Here is a 15,752-nt window from a genome sequence, read left to right as displayed (position 1 = left end):
GCGAGACCGGCGTGAATCCCCGGGACGCGCCCGGGGATGACGTTGTTTCAGCTAAGATTAGCCGGCTCAGCTATTGGTGAGCTTCTCGACATACTCGCCGCGCAGCTTGGCGTAGAAGTCCGTCTGCATCGGCCACCAGAACAGGTTGTCGATGGTGCCGGCCGGGTAGGCCGCGTCGAAGGCGGCGCGGGCTTCCTCGGAGAGGAACTGCTGGGCGCCGGCGGCGCAGCTATTGTAGCCGGTGGTGTTGGCGAAGCGGGCGCCGACCTCCGGCTGATAGATGAAGTTGGCGAAGGCGTAGGCCTGATCGACGTTCTCGGCGCCCGCGGGGATGCCGAGCGTGTCGGTCCAGGCGAGACCGCCTTCCTTGGGCATGCCGTAGCGCCACTTCTTGTCGGTGTTGCGGTGGAGCAGGATGCCCGTCGTGTCCCAGGTCTGGCCGATGGTGCAGCCGGCATCGGTGAAGGCGGCGGTGGCCTCGGTGGCGTTGTTCCAGTAGGCGCCGATATTGCCCTTGTGGGCGAGGATGTACTTCAGCACGCCCTCGAACACGCGGCGCGATTCCGCCTCGGACTTGTAGAGGTCCAGGCCGCGGTCGGACTTCAGTTCGCCGGTGGCGTCGAGATAGAGGGCGACGCCGTTGAACACCGACTTCTGGCGGATCGCCGTCTGCTTCGGGTAGCCGGCGAGCCACATGTCGCCATAGGAGATCTCGCCCGACTTCTTGTCGAACTTGGTCGAATCCCAGGTGATGCCCTCGGTGCCCCAGTCGAAGGGCACGAGGTAGCGCTTGCCGCGATAGGCGGCGCCGAGCTTGAGCGAGTTGCGGTAGATCGAGGGGATGATCAGGCCGCTCTTGAACTTCGCCTCGTCGATCGGCTGCAGCAGGTTGTCCTTGTAGTAGTTCGGGCCGGTGTCGACGGACGGGAAGATGATGTCGAAGCCCTTGCCGCCGGCGGCGCGCAGCTTGTTCTCGCACTCCTCGTTGGAGCCGTAGGTCGACAGGTTCACCTTCACGCCGGTGGCGTTGGTGAAGTCGGCAAGCAGCGTGTTCTTGTCGAAATAGTCGCCCCAGGCATAGACGTTGAGCGAGCCGGAGGTGGCGAGCGCGTCGTGGGCGCGCAGCACGGCCGGCGCGGCGAGCGCGAAGGCGCCGGCCTTCATCAGGTCACGACGGGAAAAGCGGGTCATCAGTACCTCCCATTGCCCCCGGAGGGCGAAACGGCGTCCGCTCTAGTTCGGGGCGATGAATGGACGATGACACGGCCTGACGGTACGAAAAAGCCGATGTCGGCTGAGAACAGAGATTGTGTCGGTTCTGTTCAACGCTGCCCGAGCGGTGGGCGCCCGCGCAGGCGGTCCTAGCGGGTTTCATGGGTGCGACAATCTGTCATGTCGGTCCGCTCTGGCAAAGGTCCGCTCCTGCCTTAAGTTGGCGTCACCCGTTGATCCGGGCCCCTCTGACGCGAGCCGAGCCGGCGTTCGCGTGATGTCGGATCGCTTTCCGACGTCGCGCCGGCTGGATTGTGTCCGTCATGACCTTGATACCCATCCCGAATGCATCCGGAATTGGACTTCGCGCGTTGTCACGTCGCGAAAGCCCTGTCGTATCGATCTCTGGGGAGTGATCTGGTGGACTATTTGATGGAACTTGCCGTCAGCCCGGCGGCCTGGGCGGCGCTCGTCACGCTCGTCGCGATGGAAGTCGTGCTCGGCATCGACAACCTGCTGTTCATCTCGATCCTGACCAACAAGCTGCCGGAGGACATTCGCCCGCGGGCCCGGCGCATCGGCATCGGGCTGGCGCTCATCATGCGCCTCGGCCTGCTGAGCACGGTCGCCATCATCGTGACGTTGGTCGAGCCGGTGTTCAGCGTGTTCGGCCACCCCTTCTCGTGGCGCGACATCATCCTGATCGCCGGCGGTCTGTTCCTCGTGTGGAAGGCGACCAAGGAGATCCACCACAGCATGGCGCCGCATGACGAGCAGGAGGCCTCGCTGGGTGGCACGCTGAAGGTGAGCTTCGGCGCGGCGATCGTGCAGATCCTGATCCTCGACCTCGTCTTCTCCGTCGACAGCATCATCACCGCCGTCGGCATGACCGAGCACATCCCGATCATGGTGATCGCGGTCGTGTTCGCGGTGCTGACCATGCTGTTCGCGGCGGGTCCGCTGGCCAACTTCATCAACCGCAACCCGACCATCGTGATGCTGGCGCTCGGCTTCCTCCTGCTCATCGGCACCACGCTGATCGCGGAAGGCTTCGGCGCCCATGTCTCGAAGGGCTACATCTACACCGCGATGGCGTTCTCGGCGGCGGTCGAGGGGCTCAACATGATCCAGCGCAAGCGGCGGACGGCGTCGCACTGACGCCGGCGCAAAGACAGGGCCGGCGGCGTGGGGATGTGAAACCCCGCGCCGCCGGTCGATGCTAGGATGGGGCTCCACTCTCCGAGGAGCCCGGACCATGGCGGACGACAGCGACCCGCATGCCGCAGCCGAAGGCGAGGCCGAGCGGCCCGCCGACACCAAGCTCACCCGCACCAAGCAGCGCTGGGCGCGGGAGGGCAAATTCCTCACCGGCCGGAACACACGGCCGGAAGAGGAACGCCTGCCGCCCGGCCAGCACCTGGTGCGCGACTGGCCGGTGCTCGACCTCGGCACGCAACCCAGGGTCTCCCTCGATGCCTGGCGGCTCGACGTCACCGGCGAGGTGGAGAACCCCGTCTCCTGGGACTGGCAGGCCTTCCGCGCGCAGAAGCAGACGCGCGAGACGACCGACATCCACTGCGTCACCACCTGGTCGCGCTACGACAATCACTGGGAAGGGCTGGCGACGCGCGACCTGCTCGACGCGGTGATGCCGCGCGCGCAGGCCGGCTTCGTCATGCTGCATTCCTATGACGGCTACACCACCAATCTCGCATTGGAGGATTTCGCCGCCGAGGATGCGCTCATCGTCCATGGTTGGGACGGCAAGCCGCTCACGGTCGAGCATGGCGGCCCGGCGCGGCTGATGGTGCCGCATCTGTATTTCTGGAAGAGCGCGAAGTGGCTGAAGAAGATCGAGTTCCGGACTACCGACAAGCGCGGCTTCTGGGAGGAGAACGGCTATCACAACCACGCCGATCCCTGGCGGGAGCAGCGCTACTCGGACGAGGAGTGAGGCGCGCGATAGCCTGAAAAACGAAAAAGGCCCGGACGGGGAGACCGTCCGGGCCTTTCTCGATCGAGGGCGCGCGCGTTCAGCGCGGGCGGATCGCGCCGGGACGCAGGAAGGTGCCGGTCTGACGCGCCGGCTCGGGTGCCTTGACCGGCTTGCGCGCGCTCGTGCTTCCGGCATTCGTGCCGCCGGGCGTGGCGGCGAGGTTGGCGAGCAGCGAGGAGCCGCCATTCTGGACATAGGAGCCGAGCGTGTAGCCCGCCGGCTTCGCCGTGCCGCTGCCGGCGAGGTTCGTCCGGGTGGTGGAGAGAGGCGCGCTCGGGCTCTTGGCGGGGCTGGTGGTCTTCTGTGCCGGCGCGGATTTCTGCGCCTGCGCCTTGGTGAACGAACTCACGGCCGGACGCTGGCCCTTCGCATCGGCGTTGCGTGCGAACTGGGCGCTGCGCGGCAGATCGGGCGAGGCCGGCGCGCGATTGGAGCGGTTGATCGACAGCTCGGCGCGCAGCTTGGCCCAGGTCTCGGCCAGCGCGGTCGGATCCCAGCTCGGCTCCTTCTCGTCGATCTCCCACTTCTCCATCTTGTCCGGCGTCGCCGCGCCGGAATCGACACGATGGCGCGGTTCCGGATCGGGCAGGGCCGACGGGGGCTGGGCAACGGATTCGGGCAGGACCGGAGGGAGCGGTGCGGCGGCCTGCGCCTGCTGGGCGGACGCCGCCTGCAGCGCCATGGCCTGCATCTGCGCGGCGTCGCCTGCCACGGCGAATTGCGCGGCCGGCTGCGGCATGAGGGCGGCGAGGGCAGGCTGCACCGGAAGCGGAACGTTCCACTTGCCGGTCTCCCATTCGTTGATCGCCCACATCACAGCGGCGCCGATGCCGGCCCCAGCGCAGACGTCCGTCAGGTTCACGCCCGGCACGATGGAGAGATACACGGCGCAGAGAACGGCAACGCCGACATAGCACGCAGGTGCACGCCATTTGGATTGCATGACGAAATCCCCCAGAAATTTGAAACAACATAGCTGATTCGAGGGAATCTCAGAGGCTTAGGGGAAATAAATAATCTCGAAACATTGCCCTTCGCGTTAACCGTCCGGTAACCAATGACTGAGGTATCAATAGCGTTTCCGGCGGCAAGAAGAGTGCCGGCGCATTACGAAACGTTGCTTGATTCGTGCAGCGTTGGCGATGCCTGTCCGGCCTGGCTGCTTCGCGCGCGAAACGTACCGTGCGCCGTCCGGCGATGATCGCCTCTGCCGGTGGTATTGGCTGACGGGTCGATGGGCGCATGGGGAGGTATTGGTGCCGGCTGAGGGGATCGAACCCCCGACCTTCGGTTTACAAAACCGCTGCACTACCGCTGTGCTAAGCCGGCCCAATCAGGCTTTAATCTGATGCGTCAGTACCTTAAGGCGTCTGCGCCGAGCATCAGGCCAGATGCGCGCCGTCGAACGGCGTCGCCAACGCTCTCTTCGCCGATGGTTGGCGTCTGGTCAACCCGGGCGCGAGCTCCGGCAACGCGGCGGGGAGCGAAACGGTGGGCGAGTCGGGTCGCCCACCGGGCAATCTCACTTCTGCGCGTTGAACGCCGTCATCTTGCCCTGCCGGAACTTGCATTCGACGTTCCAGAACGCCACCGGCGCCCCCGGCTTCATCACCTGGAACGACAGCCCGACGCGCTTCTCTTCGCCCGGAACAACGAGCTTCGAGGCCAGCTTCCGGATGGGATAGGGCGCAGACATCCGGGCACGGCTCTCGCAATAGGAAACGGCGTCCTTGTCGGACACGTTCTGATCGCGCGGGCGCGTGTCCTGCCCCCAGGGCGACGGATCCGGCCGCCAGGGGGCCTGGCCGCCGCGTTCCCGGTCGAGCGTCGCGCGGCATTCGAAATAGGCCTGGGTGCCCGGCATGGCGCCCCAGGACCGGCACTTGGCGTCGTCCGGGTCGGCGTAAGGGTAGGGCGGCGGATAGGATTGCGGAGGGTACGGGTATTGCGCGAGTGCCGGGGTCGCCAGCGCGGCGACCAGCAGAGCGGTCGAGAGAAGGTAACGCGAGCCCATGTGCCCCACCTAGGTCTGTCTGAGCCTGCCTGAGCCATGGCAGGACGGGTGTCAAGCGAGAGGAGACGGGCGCGGTGCCGGCCGGACCGGAACCGCTGCCGCCTCAGCGTGCGATCTGCAGCACCGGCTGGCCGGCGCGGTTGAGGAAGACGATCTGGCCTTCGCGAAACTCCCAGCCTTGGGTCGCCGTCATGGCGCGGGCGATGAGCTGTTCGAAGCGCTCCTGCGGATTGCGGCAGCTGCGCCGCGTCATCATCGGCGGCGCAAAGCTCGCGCGGTTGCCGCGGATGGTGAGCTGCGAGGTGACGATGTTGCAGCCGGCGGAGCTGGATACGGACAGGCCCGCCGCGATGTCGAAGCGCAGCGGCGAGGCCGGCGGCGCGCTCAGGCGGCGCCCCTCGGGCGTATATACCCACACGTTTCGCCAGGCCCCGGCCCACATGACGCTCGGCCGGATCGGATTGAGCGTCGCGGGCCGGTCCGCGACCGGCAGGAGGCGCAGCTGCGCGTGCGTGCCGCGTATGTCGGCGGTCGCGGCCAGCCGCCCCGTGCGGTCGAGTTCGACGAACTTGCCGTTCTGGATGGAGCGCAGCGAGTAGGTGTTGCCGCCATGGCCGTCGAGTTCGAAGGTTTCCCAGCCGCGAATGTGCGGGCTGCCGATGGCGAGCAAGGTCTGCCGCCCGACGCCGGCGCGTACATAGGTGCCGTCCTGCGCGCGCAGGGCGATGCGACGTCCTTCCAGCCGGACGACCTCGAAGCGCGCCGGCTGGCTCTGGCCGCGATCGGCAACGAGATAGCCGGTCTGCAGGCGGACATTGGCATTGTTCGACGCCCATTGGATGACGACGTCGTCGGCCATGGCCGGCGCGACAACCGCGAAACCCAGGCAGGCGGCGGCGATAAGATTGCGAATGATGGCACGTTTCATTTGAGTTCCCCCAGCGTAAGCGCCGCATTTCTGGAACTTATACTCGGCGAAGCTGAACTCGGCATGAGATGACGGTTCATCAAGCGTTCACCAGTTACCACCCGTGCCGCGTGGACCGCGGAATTACGGGATTGCGCGGAGCGCTGCCATCTGCGAGACGAGTCCTGCGGGGGCATCGTTTCGAGGTCGCGTGCCGATCCCCTTCACGATGGCGAGCCATCGGTGAGCACGCAAATTGGGAGGCTGGATCAATGAAGCGATTTTTGGTCGGACTGGCGGCGCTGCTGCTGGCCGGCATGGCTGGCAGCGCGTCGGCCCAGACCATGAGCTATGCCGAGGCCGGGGCGCTGATCGCCAAGACCTGCGGTCCCTCGATCGAGAAGTTCTGCGGCAAGGATAATCTCGGCACCGGCAAGGTTCGCGAGTGCCTGATGTCGCATCAGGACCAGGTGCCGCAGCAGTGCTTCGACAGCTATGCCGCCGCGCAGGCGTCGATCGCCAAGCGCATCGCCGCGCAGGGCGACGCCTACAAGACCTGCAATGCGAGCATCCGAGAGGCCTGTGCGGGCGTGCAGCCCGGCGACGCCAACATCCTCACCTGCCTGCAGACCGCCAGCAAGATGGTTCGCCCGGCCTGCAAGCAGGTTCTGATCGATGCCGGCTGGTGGCAGTGACGGAACGGCGCAACGCTAGGGAAAGAGACAGATCATGACCCGTATTACCCGTTTCGTCGGGGGGCTCGCCCTCGCCGCCGTGCTCGCGGCACCGCTCGCCGGCTCTGCGAACGCGCAGGCCCCGGATAGCGACGCACAGATCATGCAGGGCCTGTCGCAGGCCACCATGTTCGATCCGACGCTCACCGCCCAGGTGCTGCGCCAGATGGCGCAGGACGCCGTCGTCAAGAACGCGCCGCTCACGCTCGACAAGTCCGAGATCGCCAAGCGGCTCGACAAGCTCGCGCAGATCACCGTGCAGATCCAGTTCGCGCTCGGCTCGGACATCATCCGCCCCGAATCCTACCGGACGCTCGGCGCCATCGCCGACGCGATGCACCACCCGATCCTGTGGAACTACAAGTTCATCGTGGTCGGCAACACCGACACGACCGGCACGCGCGCCTTCAACCTGAAGCTCAGCCAGCAGCGCGCCGAGGCGATCGTGCAGGCGCTCGTGACGGTGTTCGGCATTGCGCCGGACCGGCTCGAGGCCGTCGGCCTCGGTCAGGAGGCGCTGCAGGTGCCGTCCAAGCCGCAGGACCCGATCAACCGCCGGGTGCAGATCTTCACCATCGGCACCATCGGGCCGATGGGCAAGCCGGTTCCGACCAACGCTCCCTGATCGGGACGTATCGGCCTGACCTGTGATAGTGAAGCCGGCCGGTGCCCCTGGGTACCGGCCGGCTTTTGCTTTTGGCCACCCCTGTCTTCCGTCAAATCCAGAGTGTCAGCAGATGAGCATCAAGAGAATCGAAGTCGGTCCCCGCATGAGCGAGGCCGTGATCCACGGATCGGTCGTGTATCTGGCCGGTCAGGTCGCCAAGGGCGCCACCGTCACGGCGCAGACGGAGGCGGTGCTCGCCCAGATCGACGCGCTGCTGGCGCAGGCCGGCACCGACAAGACCCGGCTGCTGACGACCACCATCTATCTCGCCGACATCGCCACCTTCGCCGAGATGAACGCGGTGTGGGACAAGTGGGTCTCGGCCGGCAACACGCCGGCGCGCGCGACCGTCGAGGCGGCCCTGGCGACGCCGGAGTACAAGGTGGAGATCGTCGTCAAGGCGGCGATCTGAGACCACGGGCGTCGCTTGCTTCCGGCGTCCGGATAAAAAAAGGCCCCGTCGCGAGACGGGGCCTTTCCTTTTGAGGCTCCGCCCTCGCGGGCGGAGCCGAGGCACTCGATCAGTGCCAGTTCTCGAGGTCGCGGTCCTTGGTCTCGGGCAGGAAGATCAGGCCGATGATCGCTGTCATGACAGCAATGATGATCGGATACCAGAGGCCCGCGAAGATGTTGCCGGTCGCTGCCACGATGGCGAAGGCGGTGGGCGGCAGGAAGCCACCGAACCAGCCATTGCCGATGTGGTAGGGCAGCGACATGCCGGTGTAGCGGATGCGGGTCGGGAACAGTTCGACCAGCAGCGCGGCGATCGGGCCGTACACCATCGTCACGTAGAGGACGAGGATGAACAGCAGGCCGATCAGGGTCAGCGTACGGCTGTCGCTCAGCACGCCGCCGACGGTCGGCTGCTTCACGATCGACGGATCGCCCACCGTGGGATAGCCGGCGGTCCGCGCGGCGGCGACGATCGCCGCACCGGCCTTGTCGGCCTCGGGAATTTCGACCGCAGTGCCGTTCACCGTCACGGCCACGGGCGAACCGGCTGGGCCGGGCATCAGAGTGTAATGCATCGAATTGGTCGCCAGGGTGCGGCGGAAGACGTCGCACGGCCGGGTGAAGACGCGCACGCCGACCGGATCGAACAGGGTGCCGCAGCTCGCCGGATCCGCCGTGATGTCGATCTTGACCGTTTCGGTGGCCTCGATCAGCTTGGGATTGGCGACGCGGGCGATGTTCTCGAACAGCGTGAAATAGGTCGCCGCCGCGATGAGGCAGCCGGCGATCAGGATCGGCTTGCGGCCGATCTTGTCCGAGAACCAGCCGAAGAAGATGAAGAACGGCGTGCCGAGAAGCAGGCTGAAGGCGATCAGCAGATTCGCCGTCGTGCCGTCCACCTTCAGTGTCTGCGTCAGGAAGAACAAGGCGTAGAACTGACCGCAGTACCAGACCACGGCCTGACCGGCAGTGCCGCCGAACAGCGCGATCAGCGCGATCTTGGCGTTCGACCAACGGCCGAAGGCCTCGGTGAGGGGCGCCTTCGAGCGGGAGCCTTCGGCCTTCATCTTCTGGAAGGCGGGTGACTCGTTCAGCGAGAGACGAATCCAGATCGAGAAGCCGAGCAGGATGATCGACAGCAGGAAGGGAACGCGCCAGCCCCAGGCGGCGAAGTCTTCCGGCGACATGGAAAGGCGCAGCGTCAGGATGACCAGCAGCGAGAGGAAGAGGCCGACCGTCGCGGTGGTCTGGATCCACGAGGTGTAGAAGCCGCGGCGTCCATGCGGCGCGTGTTCGGCGACATAGGTCGCCGCGCCACCGTACTCGCCGCCGAGCGCGAGGCCCTGCAGCAGGCGGCAGAGGATGAAGATGACGGGGGCGGCGTAGCCGATCGTATCGTAACTGGGCAGCAGGCCAACCAGGAAGGTGGCGATGCCCATGAGCGTCATGGTGACGAGGAAGGTATACTTGCGGCCGATCAGATCGCCGAGACGACCGAACACCAGCGCGCCGAACGGACGCACCGCAAAGCCGGCAGCAAAGCCGAACAGGACGAAGATGAACTTCGCCGTGTCATTTGTACCGGGCACGAACGTTGCGGCGATATTGGCCGCAAGCGAGCCCGCGAGATAGAAGTCGTACCATTCGAAGACGGTGCCGGCGGAGGAGGCAATGATCACCTTCCTCTCTTCCCGGGTCATCGGCGCCGGCTTCCTGGCCGGTGCTGCGGTGGTTACGCTCATGTGTTTCCCTTCCCCAAAGTAGGTCGCGCCAGTGCTTGGACGTGCGGCATCATCCGCACGCGCGAAAAGACGAGCTCTTGAAGAGCTGGCCCATTATCCGGATCGAGTTTGGGAGTTCCTCGGGGAACACCTTCCGCTCGGGCTGTCTCCTCCCGGAGGCGGCCCGCCAGAACTGGTGCGGTGCCATTCCCCGGTGTCATGCCGCGCGGAATTCTCCGATTCCGTCGCGTGCCGAAAACAAACCTTGGCGAAAGCGGCACCGTTTGACGATTGGCAATTGGTCGTAACGTCCCACGCGATGCGCGGGAGAGCGGCCGGGACGGCGCGTCCGGCGGCGTTCAGCCCCGGGGGCGGATGGCCCGGCAGGCGATGTAGAGGGCGAGCACCGCCGCGTTCGACACGTTGAGACTCAGAATCGCGCCGGGAAGGTCGATGCGGGCCAGCGTGTCGCAGGTCTGCCGCGTGAGCTGGCGCAGGCCCTTGCCCTCGGCGCCGAGCACCAGCGCGACCGGCGCGCTCAGCGTGGTGTCGGCGAGATCGGCGGGGCCCTCGCTGTCGAGCCCGACGACCTGCACGCCGCGCTCCTTCAGTTCATCCAGCGCCCGCGCGAGATTTCCCACGAAGCAGAACGGCACATGTTCCAGCCCGCCGCTCGCGCTCTTGGCGAGGACGCCGGTGGCGGCCGGGCTGTGGCGCGCGGTGGTGACGATGGCGCCGACCTTCAGCGCCGCCGCCGAGCGCACGATGGCGCCGACATTGTGCGGGTCGGTGATCTGGTCGAGCACCAGGAGCAGGTCGCTCTCGGCCGCCTTGGCGAGGCTGAGGGCGGGCAGGGGATCGCATTCGGCGAGCATCCCCTGATGCACCGCGTCGGGATCGAGCAGCCGGTCGATCTCGCCGGGACGGACGATCTCGGGGGCGATGCGCTGGGGAATCGCCTCTTCTTCCAGACGGCGCGCGGCGTTCTCCGTCAGCATCAGGCGGCGCAGCTTGCGCCGCGGATTGCGCAGGGCCTCGGTGACGCTGTGCCAGCCATAGAGAATCGCCACATCGTCCGGCCATGCGCCGAAGGCACGCCCGGCGGGACGCGGGCGCTGCGGGCGGGGTCGGCCGGGCGGGCGCGAGGGCTTTCCGGTCGGGCGATTGGGGCGATCATTCATAGAGCGCGTTCTGTCACGGCGCGCGCGGCTTGGCAATTTGCCGGATGCCTTCCGGTGCACGGCGACGGGGACGGCGATGCGTGCGGGGTTGACAGGGCAGGGGCACCTCACCATAAAGCCGGCCGCACGGGGACCGCGCCTTGCGCCGGAAACTCCCGTGGCTCGACAGGCCGGTGCATTTCGACGCACCGGGGTGCGGCCGACGTGCGAGGGGGAGTGTCCCGAGCGGCAAAGGGGGCGGACTGTAAATCCGCTGGCTATGCCTTCGTAGGTTCGAGTCCTACCTCCCCCACCACGTCGCCTCTCGCTATATTGCCTCTGCCTCCGCGGGTGTAGCTCAATGGTAGAGCAACAGCCTTCCAAGCTGATGACGAGGGTTCGATTCCCTTCACCCGCTCCAATTCCACTCACGCACCCCATATGAGGCGACGGCGCGATCACGCGCCATGCCGCTGGCGGTCGTGCGCCCCGTCCGGTTTTCCCCGACTCGTCGACGCGACCGCGCAACGCGGCACTTGCGGAAACGCGGGAAACCGCCTATCCCACGGCCCGATTTTCGCGGCCCGTATGTCGCTGAAGGAAACAAGTTATGGCCAAAGAGAAGTTCAACCGTTCGAAGCCTCACTGCAACATTGGGACGATTGGCCATGTTGACCATGGCAAGACGTCGTTGACGGCGGCGATCACGAAGGTTCTTGCGGAATCGGGCGGCGCGACGTTCACGGCGTACGACCAGATCGACAAGGCTCCGGAAGAGAAGGCGCGCGGGATCACGATCTCGACGGCGCATGTGGAGTACGAGACGGCGAACCGTCACTACGCGCATGTGGACTGCCCCGGTCACGCCGACTATGTGAAGAACATGATCACCGGCGCGGCGCAGATGGACGGCGCGATCCTGGTCGTGTCGGCGGCCGACGGCCCGATGCCGCAGACCCGCGAGCACATCCTTCTGGCGCGCCAGGTCGGCGTTCCCGCTCTGGTGGTGTTCCTGAACAAGTGCGACCAGGTCGACGACGAGGAGCTTCTTGAGCTGGTCGAGCTCGAGGTTCGCGAGCTTCTGTCGAAGTATGATTTCCCCGGCGACGACATTCCGATCATCCGCGGCTCGGCGCTGGTGGCGCTTGAGAACGGCGATCCGAAGCTGGGCCGCGACGCGGTGCTGAAGCTGATGGAGGCGGTCGACGCCTACATCCCGCAGCCGGAGCGCCCGGTCGACCTGCCGTTCCTGATGCCGATCGAGGACGTGTTCTCGATCTCGGGTCGCGGCACGGTGGTGACCGGTCGCGTGGAGCGCGGCATCATCAAGGTCGGCGAGGAAGTCGAGATCGTCGGCATCCGCCCGACGGTGAAGACGACGGTCACCGGCGTCGAGATGTTCCGCAAGCTGCTCGACCAGGGCCAGGCCGGCGACAATGTCGGCATCCTGGTGCGCGGCACGAAGCGCGAGGACGTGGAGCGCGGCCAGGTCGTGTGCAAGCCGGGTTCGGTGAAGCCGCACACCAAGTTCAAGGCCGAGGCGTACATCCTGACGAAGGAAGAGGGCGGCCGTCACACGCCGTTCTTCACCAACTACCGTCCGCAGTTCTATTTCCGCACGACGGACGTGACGGGCATCGTGACGCTGCCGGAAGGCACGGAGATGGTGATGCCGGGCGACAACATCACGGTTGACGTGGCGCTGATCGTTCCGATCGCGATGGAAGACAAGCTGCGCTTCGCCATCCGCGAAGGCGGCCGCACCGTCGGCGCCGGCGTCGTCGCCGCAATCATCGAGTGATCGATGCGAGGGGATGCGCGAAACGCATCCCCGTCCGGCAGCGGGGTTTCGACGTTATCCGCTCCGGCTTGTTGATACCGGCAGGTTGGCGTCTCGACCTTCGCTCGCTGCCGGTTATAGTGCCTCGCGATTCGAGAGACGGATGATTTGGGCAAGACCCTTTCCGCCTCTTTAGGAGTGTAGCTCAACTGGTTAGAGCACCGGTCTCCAAAACCGGGGGTTGGGGGTTCGAGTCCCTCCACTCCTGCCACTCCTTCGATCGGGTGGCAGGCAAGGCGCCAAAGGCCCTTTGACGCGAGGCGGCTTTGCGGGCTATACGCCCGCTTCGTGTATTTGGACGGTTCCGTTGCGCGGTCCCCGGTGGGTGGCTCCGAACGGTATCCCGCAGGCCGGCGTATGGACGTAGGCCGCATCAGAGGCGTTTCGAGACGAGCATGGCGAAGACGAACCCGGTCGAGTTCTTTCAGCAGGTCCGCGCGGAAGCCCGCAAGGTCACCTGGCCGACCCGTCGCGAGACGCTCATCACCACTGCGATGGTCTTCGTCATGGTGGTGCTTGCCTCGCTGTTCTTCCTGGTCGCCGACCAGGTCCTGAGCTTCGTTGTCGCTCAGGCCCTGCAGATCGGCCGGTGAGGAGAGACGCGATGCCGATGCGCTGGTACATCGTCCACGCCTATTCGAACTTCGAGAAGAAGGTCGCGGACTCCATCAAGGAACAGGCCGCGCAGCGCGGCCTCACCGATCTGTTCGAGCAGGTTCTGGTGCCGACCGAGAAGGTCGTCGAGGTGCGCCGCGGCCGCAAGGTCGACGCCGAGCGCAAGTTCTTCCCCGGCTACGTGCTGGTGAAGATGGACCTTACCGACGAGGCCTTCCACCTCATCAAGAACACGCCGAAGGTCACCGGCTTCCTCGGCGCCGACAACAAGCCGATGCCGATCGCCGAGAAGGAGGCCATGCGCATCCTTCAGCAGGTGCAGGAAGGCATCGAGCGGCCGAAGCCCTCGATCACCTTCGAGGTCGGCGAGACGGTCAAGGTGTCCGACGGTCCCTTCGCCTCGTTCAACGGCGTCGTCGAGGAAGTCGACGAGGCCCGTTCCCGCCTCAAGGTCGCGGTGTCGATCTTCGGCCGCGCGACGCCGGTCGAGCTGGAATTCGGGCAGGTCGAGAAGGTCTGAGCTTCACCGGCATCCGGTTTTCGGCAAAGGCGCGGCAGGGTCCGCGCCTTTTTCGTTGCGCGGCGCGTTAACGGGTTAACACCCCCGGCCGCGCCCCTTGCCCTATCCTCCTGCGAACCGCGCCGTGAAACGGTGCTGCAAGGGAGGAAAGAATGTCAGCCAAGCGCATCCTGATGATCGTCGGCGACTTCGTCGAGGATTACGAGACCATGGTGCCCTTCCAGGCGCTGCTCGCCGTGGGGCATACCGTGCACGCCGCCTGCCCGGACAAGAAGGCCGGCGACAGCGTCGCCACCGCGATCCACGATTTCGAGGGTAACCAGACCTATTCGGAAAAGCGGGGGCATAATTTCGCGCTCAACGCCACCTTCGCCGAGGTGGATCCGGCCCGCTACGACGCGCTGGTGATTCCCGGCGGACGGGCGCCGGAATATCTGCGGCTCAATCCGCGCGCCATCGAGATCGTCCAGCACTTCTTCAAGGCCGGCAAACCGGTTGCCGCCATCTGCCACGGCGCCCAGCTTCTCGCCGCCGCACGGGTGCTGGAGGGCCGGACCTGCTCGGCCTATCCGGCCTGCCGCCCGGAGGTGGAACTCGCCGGCGGCACCTATGCCGACATCGCCATCGACGCGGCAGTGACGGACGGCAATCTGGTGAGCGCCCCGGCCTGGCCGGCGCACCCGGCCTGGATCGGCCAGTTCCTCGCGGTGCTCGGCACCACCATCGCCCATGGCGAGGTGAACACGGGCGCGCGCAAGGCCGCGTGAAGGCGCCTTCGCGTCCCGGACGATCGGGACTATGATGATGCGGCGGGGCAGGAGGCTCCGCCGTGGAAGGGAGGCGCACCATGTGCAAGCTCTTCATCGAAGCCGATCCGCGGCTCTGGCAGACGCGGCTGAAGTCGCTGCGTCTCAACGGCTTCTCCACCAGCGTGCGGCTCGAGAACCTCTACTGGCAGGTGCTGGAGGAAATCGCCCAGCGCGACGGGATGAGCCTGCCCCAGCTGCTCGCCAAGCTGCATGAGGAGCTTCTCTTCGCCCATGGCGGGGTGGAGAATTTCGCCTCCTTCCTGCGGGTGTGCTGCGGGCGCTATCTCGCGCTCCAGCTCGAGGGCGACGTGCCGCGCGACCTCGCCACGCCGATCCGCAGCCTGGACGCCGACGCGATCCTCGCGCGCGAGGCGCGACGCAACCGGCGCACCCTGTCGTCGGCGGCCTGACGTCTCAAGGCCTCCGCACCGGCCTCCGGTCGTGGCCGGCGCATTGCGTTCGGGCACGAACTCCTGTATCGGACGCCTGCGCCCTTCGGGGAGCATTCATACGCGGGAGGCACGGCCGGTTCGCCAGCTGGCGTGAAAACGTGCCGCAACCGCGATCCTCAATATACGCCGCCCGCGATGAAGCCGTCGCGTCGGCGTGCTTTGGCGTTTGCGACTGGCAGTCGCACCGCCGAGGAGACCGTCATGGCGAAGAAGATCACCGGCTACATCAAGTTGCAGGTGCCGGCCGGCTCGGCCAACCCCGCGCCGCCGATCGGCCCCGCGCTGGGCCAGCGCGGCCTCAACATCATGGAATTCTGCAAGGCGTTCAACGCCCAGACCGGCCAGCTCGAAAAGGGCATGCCGATCCCGGTCGTGATCACCGCCTATCAGGATCGCTCCTTCACCTTCGAGCTCAAGACCCCGCCGGTCTCCTACTTCCTGAAGAAGGCCGCCGGTCTCGAGACCAAGAAGAAGCCCGGCTCCGGTTCCAAGACCCCGGGCAAGGGCGGCTTCGTCGGCAAGATCTCGCAGTCTCAGATGCGCGAGATCGCCGAGAAGAAGATGAAGGATCTGAACTGCGACACCGTCGAATCGGCGGTCCGCATGATCGAGGGCTCTGCCCGTTCCATGGGCCTGGAAGTGGTGGGTTGAG

General features: G+C 66.2%; 17 protein-coding genes and 4 tRNA genes. 14 read left to right on the top strand and 7 right to left on the bottom strand.

Annotated elements, in window-relative coordinates; all coding sequences use genetic code 11:
• Nucleotides 1-66: 66 nt before the first annotated feature.
• Entirely contained in the window at nt 67-1,191 is a 1,125-nt protein-coding gene (locus AC1PZ7_RS16000; RefSeq protein ID WP_482356194.1) for an extracellular solute-binding protein, read from the bottom strand.
• A gap of 441 nt (nt 1,192-1,632) precedes the next feature.
• Here AC1PZ7_RS16000 and AC1PZ7_RS15995 point away from each other — a divergent pair, with 441 nt between their 5' ends.
• Both AC1PZ7_RS15995 and AC1PZ7_RS15990 read left to right on the top strand, forming a co-directional pair.
• Complete coding sequence (locus AC1PZ7_RS15995) at nt 1,633-2,370, top strand: TerC family protein (protein WP_482356193.1); 738 nt, start codon at nt 1,633-1,635, stop codon at nt 2,368-2,370.
• A gap of 97 nt (nt 2,371-2,467) precedes the next feature.
• Nucleotides 2,468-3,166 (top strand): sulfite oxidase-like oxidoreductase, encoded by a 699-nt coding sequence (locus AC1PZ7_RS15990; RefSeq protein ID WP_482356192.1) that lies wholly within the window; start codon nt 2,468-2,470, stop codon nt 3,164-3,166.
• A gap of 79 nt (nt 3,167-3,245) precedes the next feature.
• On the opposite strand, the gene AC1PZ7_RS15985 is transcribed toward AC1PZ7_RS15990, so the two are convergent.
• The 4 genes from AC1PZ7_RS15985 to AC1PZ7_RS15970 all read right to left on the bottom strand — a co-directional run bounded on the left by AC1PZ7_RS15985 (nt 3,246) and on the right by AC1PZ7_RS15970 (nt 6,150).
• Complete coding sequence (locus AC1PZ7_RS15985) at nt 3,246-4,151, bottom strand: hypothetical protein (protein WP_482356191.1); 906 nt, start codon at nt 4,149-4,151, stop codon at nt 3,246-3,248.
• Between the two features lie 311 nt (nt 4,152-4,462).
• Nucleotides 4,463-4,537 (bottom strand) — tRNA-Thr (locus tag AC1PZ7_RS15980).
• A gap of 193 nt (nt 4,538-4,730) precedes the next feature.
• Nucleotides 4,731-5,222 carry a hypothetical protein gene (locus tag AC1PZ7_RS15975; RefSeq protein ID WP_482356190.1) on the bottom strand — a complete coding sequence of 164 codons (492 nt, stop codon included), beginning with the start codon at nt 5,220-5,222 and terminating at the stop codon, nt 4,731-4,733.
• A 103-nt stretch (nt 5,223-5,325) separates the two neighbouring features.
• On the bottom strand, nt 5,326-6,150 hold the full coding sequence (locus AC1PZ7_RS15970) for an META domain-containing protein (RefSeq protein ID WP_482356189.1): 825 nt from the start codon (nt 6,148-6,150) through the stop codon (nt 5,326-5,328).
• A 251-nt stretch (nt 6,151-6,401) separates the two neighbouring features.
• Here AC1PZ7_RS15970 and AC1PZ7_RS15965 point away from each other — a divergent pair, with 251 nt between their 5' ends.
• From AC1PZ7_RS15965 to AC1PZ7_RS15955, 3 genes are all read left to right on the top strand, one after another.
• Entirely contained in the window at nt 6,402-6,824 is a 423-nt protein-coding gene (locus AC1PZ7_RS15965) for a cysteine rich repeat-containing protein (protein ID WP_482356188.1), read from the top strand.
• A 34-nt stretch (nt 6,825-6,858) separates the two neighbouring features.
• On the top strand, nt 6,859-7,488 hold the full coding sequence (locus AC1PZ7_RS15960; protein ID WP_482356187.1) for an OmpA family protein: 630 nt from the start codon (nt 6,859-6,861) through the stop codon (nt 7,486-7,488).
• 112 nt (nt 7,489-7,600) lie between these two features.
• A complete protein-coding gene (locus AC1PZ7_RS15955; protein ID WP_482356186.1) occupies nt 7,601-7,942 on the top strand; it encodes a RidA family protein in 342 nt (113 codons plus the stop codon).
• A gap of 109 nt (nt 7,943-8,051) precedes the next feature.
• Here AC1PZ7_RS15955 and AC1PZ7_RS15950 read toward each other — a convergent pair whose 3' ends face one another.
• Together AC1PZ7_RS15950 and rlmB are read right to left on the bottom strand one after the other, a co-directional pair.
• Nucleotides 8,052-9,725: an MFS transporter gene (locus AC1PZ7_RS15950; protein WP_482356185.1), complete on the bottom strand. Its 1,674-nt coding sequence runs from the start codon at nt 9,723-9,725 to the stop codon at nt 8,052-8,054.
• A gap of 338 nt (nt 9,726-10,063) precedes the next feature.
• Entirely contained in the window at nt 10,064-10,885 is an 822-nt protein-coding gene (gene rlmB / locus AC1PZ7_RS15945; RefSeq protein WP_482356184.1) for a 23S rRNA (guanosine(2251)-2'-O)-methyltransferase RlmB, read from the bottom strand.
• 210 nt (nt 10,886-11,095) lie between these two features.
• Between rlmB and AC1PZ7_RS15940 the strand changes: the two genes are divergently transcribed.
• The 9 genes from AC1PZ7_RS15940 (at nt 11,096) to rplK (ending at nt 15,751) form a co-directional block, all read left to right on the top strand.
• Nucleotides 11,096-11,180: transfer RNA gene (locus AC1PZ7_RS15940), tRNA-Tyr, on the top strand.
• A gap of 31 nt (nt 11,181-11,211) precedes the next feature.
• Nucleotides 11,212-11,285, top strand: a tRNA-Gly gene (locus AC1PZ7_RS15935).
• Between the two features lie 189 nt (nt 11,286-11,474).
• A complete protein-coding gene (tuf, locus tag AC1PZ7_RS15930) occupies nt 11,475-12,665 on the top strand; it encodes an elongation factor Tu (protein WP_482356169.1) in 1,191 nt (396 codons plus the stop codon).
• Nucleotides 12,666-12,838: 173 nt separating this feature from the next.
• A tRNA-Trp gene (locus AC1PZ7_RS15925) sits at nt 12,839-12,915 on the top strand.
• 184 nt (nt 12,916-13,099) lie between these two features.
• Nucleotides 13,100-13,297 carry a preprotein translocase subunit SecE gene (secE, locus tag AC1PZ7_RS15920; RefSeq protein WP_482356183.1) on the top strand — a complete coding sequence of 66 codons (198 nt, stop codon included), beginning with the start codon at nt 13,100-13,102 and terminating at the stop codon, nt 13,295-13,297.
• Nucleotides 13,298-13,308: 11 nt separating this feature from the next.
• Nucleotides 13,309-13,839 (top strand): transcription termination/antitermination protein NusG, encoded by a 531-nt coding sequence (nusG, locus tag AC1PZ7_RS15915; protein WP_482356182.1) that lies wholly within the window; start codon nt 13,309-13,311, stop codon nt 13,837-13,839.
• 152 nt (nt 13,840-13,991) lie between these two features.
• Entirely contained in the window at nt 13,992-14,606 is a 615-nt protein-coding gene (locus tag AC1PZ7_RS15910; RefSeq protein WP_482356181.1) for a DJ-1/PfpI family protein, read from the top strand.
• Nucleotides 14,607-14,686: 80 nt separating this feature from the next.
• Nucleotides 14,687-15,058 (top strand): ribbon-helix-helix domain-containing protein, encoded by a 372-nt coding sequence (locus AC1PZ7_RS15905; RefSeq protein WP_482356180.1) that lies wholly within the window; start codon nt 14,687-14,689, stop codon nt 15,056-15,058.
• 243 nt (nt 15,059-15,301) lie between these two features.
• Nucleotides 15,302-15,751 carry a 50S ribosomal protein L11 gene (gene rplK / locus AC1PZ7_RS15900; protein ID WP_482356179.1) on the top strand — a complete coding sequence of 150 codons (450 nt, stop codon included), beginning with the start codon at nt 15,302-15,304 and terminating at the stop codon, nt 15,749-15,751.
• The last annotated feature ends 1 nt before the right edge of the window (nt 15,752 follow it).

The sequence above is a fragment of the Ancylobacter sp. TW_SC_1 genome (assembly GCF_056836805.1).
Note: the sequence above shows the minus strand (reverse complement) of the source record. Positions and strands in the feature narration are given on the sequence as shown.

Coding starts and splice junctions, on each gene's coding strand:
- AC1PZ7_RS15960 (WP_482356187.1), top strand. CDS start 6,859: ATGACCCGTATTACCCGTTTCGTCGGGGGGCTCGCCCTCGCCGCCGTG.
- AC1PZ7_RS15955 (WP_482356186.1), top strand. CDS start 7,601: ATGAGCATCAAGAGAATCGAAGTCGGTCCCCGCATGAGCGAGGCCGTG.
- AC1PZ7_RS15965 (WP_482356188.1), top strand. CDS start 6,402: ATGAAGCGATTTTTGGTCGGACTGGCGGCGCTGCTGCTGGCCGGCATG.
- rplK (WP_482356179.1), top strand. CDS start 15,302: ATGGCGAAGAAGATCACCGGCTACATCAAGTTGCAGGTGCCGGCCGGC.
- AC1PZ7_RS15910 (WP_482356181.1), top strand. CDS start 13,992: ATGTCAGCCAAGCGCATCCTGATGATCGTCGGCGACTTCGTCGAGGAT.
- AC1PZ7_RS15970 (WP_482356189.1), bottom strand. CDS start 6,150: ATGAAACGTGCCATCATTCGCAATCTTATCGCCGCCGCCTGCCTGGGT.
- AC1PZ7_RS15950 (WP_482356185.1), bottom strand. CDS start 9,725: ATGAGCGTAACCACCGCAGCACCGGCCAGGAAGCCGGCGCCGATGACC.
- AC1PZ7_RS15975 (WP_482356190.1), bottom strand. CDS start 5,222: ATGGGCTCGCGTTACCTTCTCTCGACCGCTCTGCTGGTCGCCGCGCTG.
- tuf (WP_482356169.1), top strand. CDS start 11,475: ATGGCCAAAGAGAAGTTCAACCGTTCGAAGCCTCACTGCAACATTGGG.
- AC1PZ7_RS15990 (WP_482356192.1), top strand. CDS start 2,468: ATGGCGGACGACAGCGACCCGCATGCCGCAGCCGAAGGCGAGGCCGAG.
- nusG (WP_482356182.1), top strand. CDS start 13,309: ATGCCGATGCGCTGGTACATCGTCCACGCCTATTCGAACTTCGAGAAG.
- secE (WP_482356183.1), top strand. CDS start 13,100: ATGGCGAAGACGAACCCGGTCGAGTTCTTTCAGCAGGTCCGCGCGGAA.
- AC1PZ7_RS16000 (WP_482356194.1), bottom strand. CDS start 1,191: ATGACCCGCTTTTCCCGTCGTGACCTGATGAAGGCCGGCGCCTTCGCG.
- AC1PZ7_RS15985 (WP_482356191.1), bottom strand. CDS start 4,151: ATGCAATCCAAATGGCGTGCACCTGCGTGCTATGTCGGCGTTGCCGTT.
- AC1PZ7_RS15905 (WP_482356180.1), top strand. CDS start 14,687: ATGTGCAAGCTCTTCATCGAAGCCGATCCGCGGCTCTGGCAGACGCGG.
- rlmB (WP_482356184.1), bottom strand. CDS start 10,885: ATGAATGATCGCCCCAATCGCCCGACCGGAAAGCCCTCGCGCCCGCCC.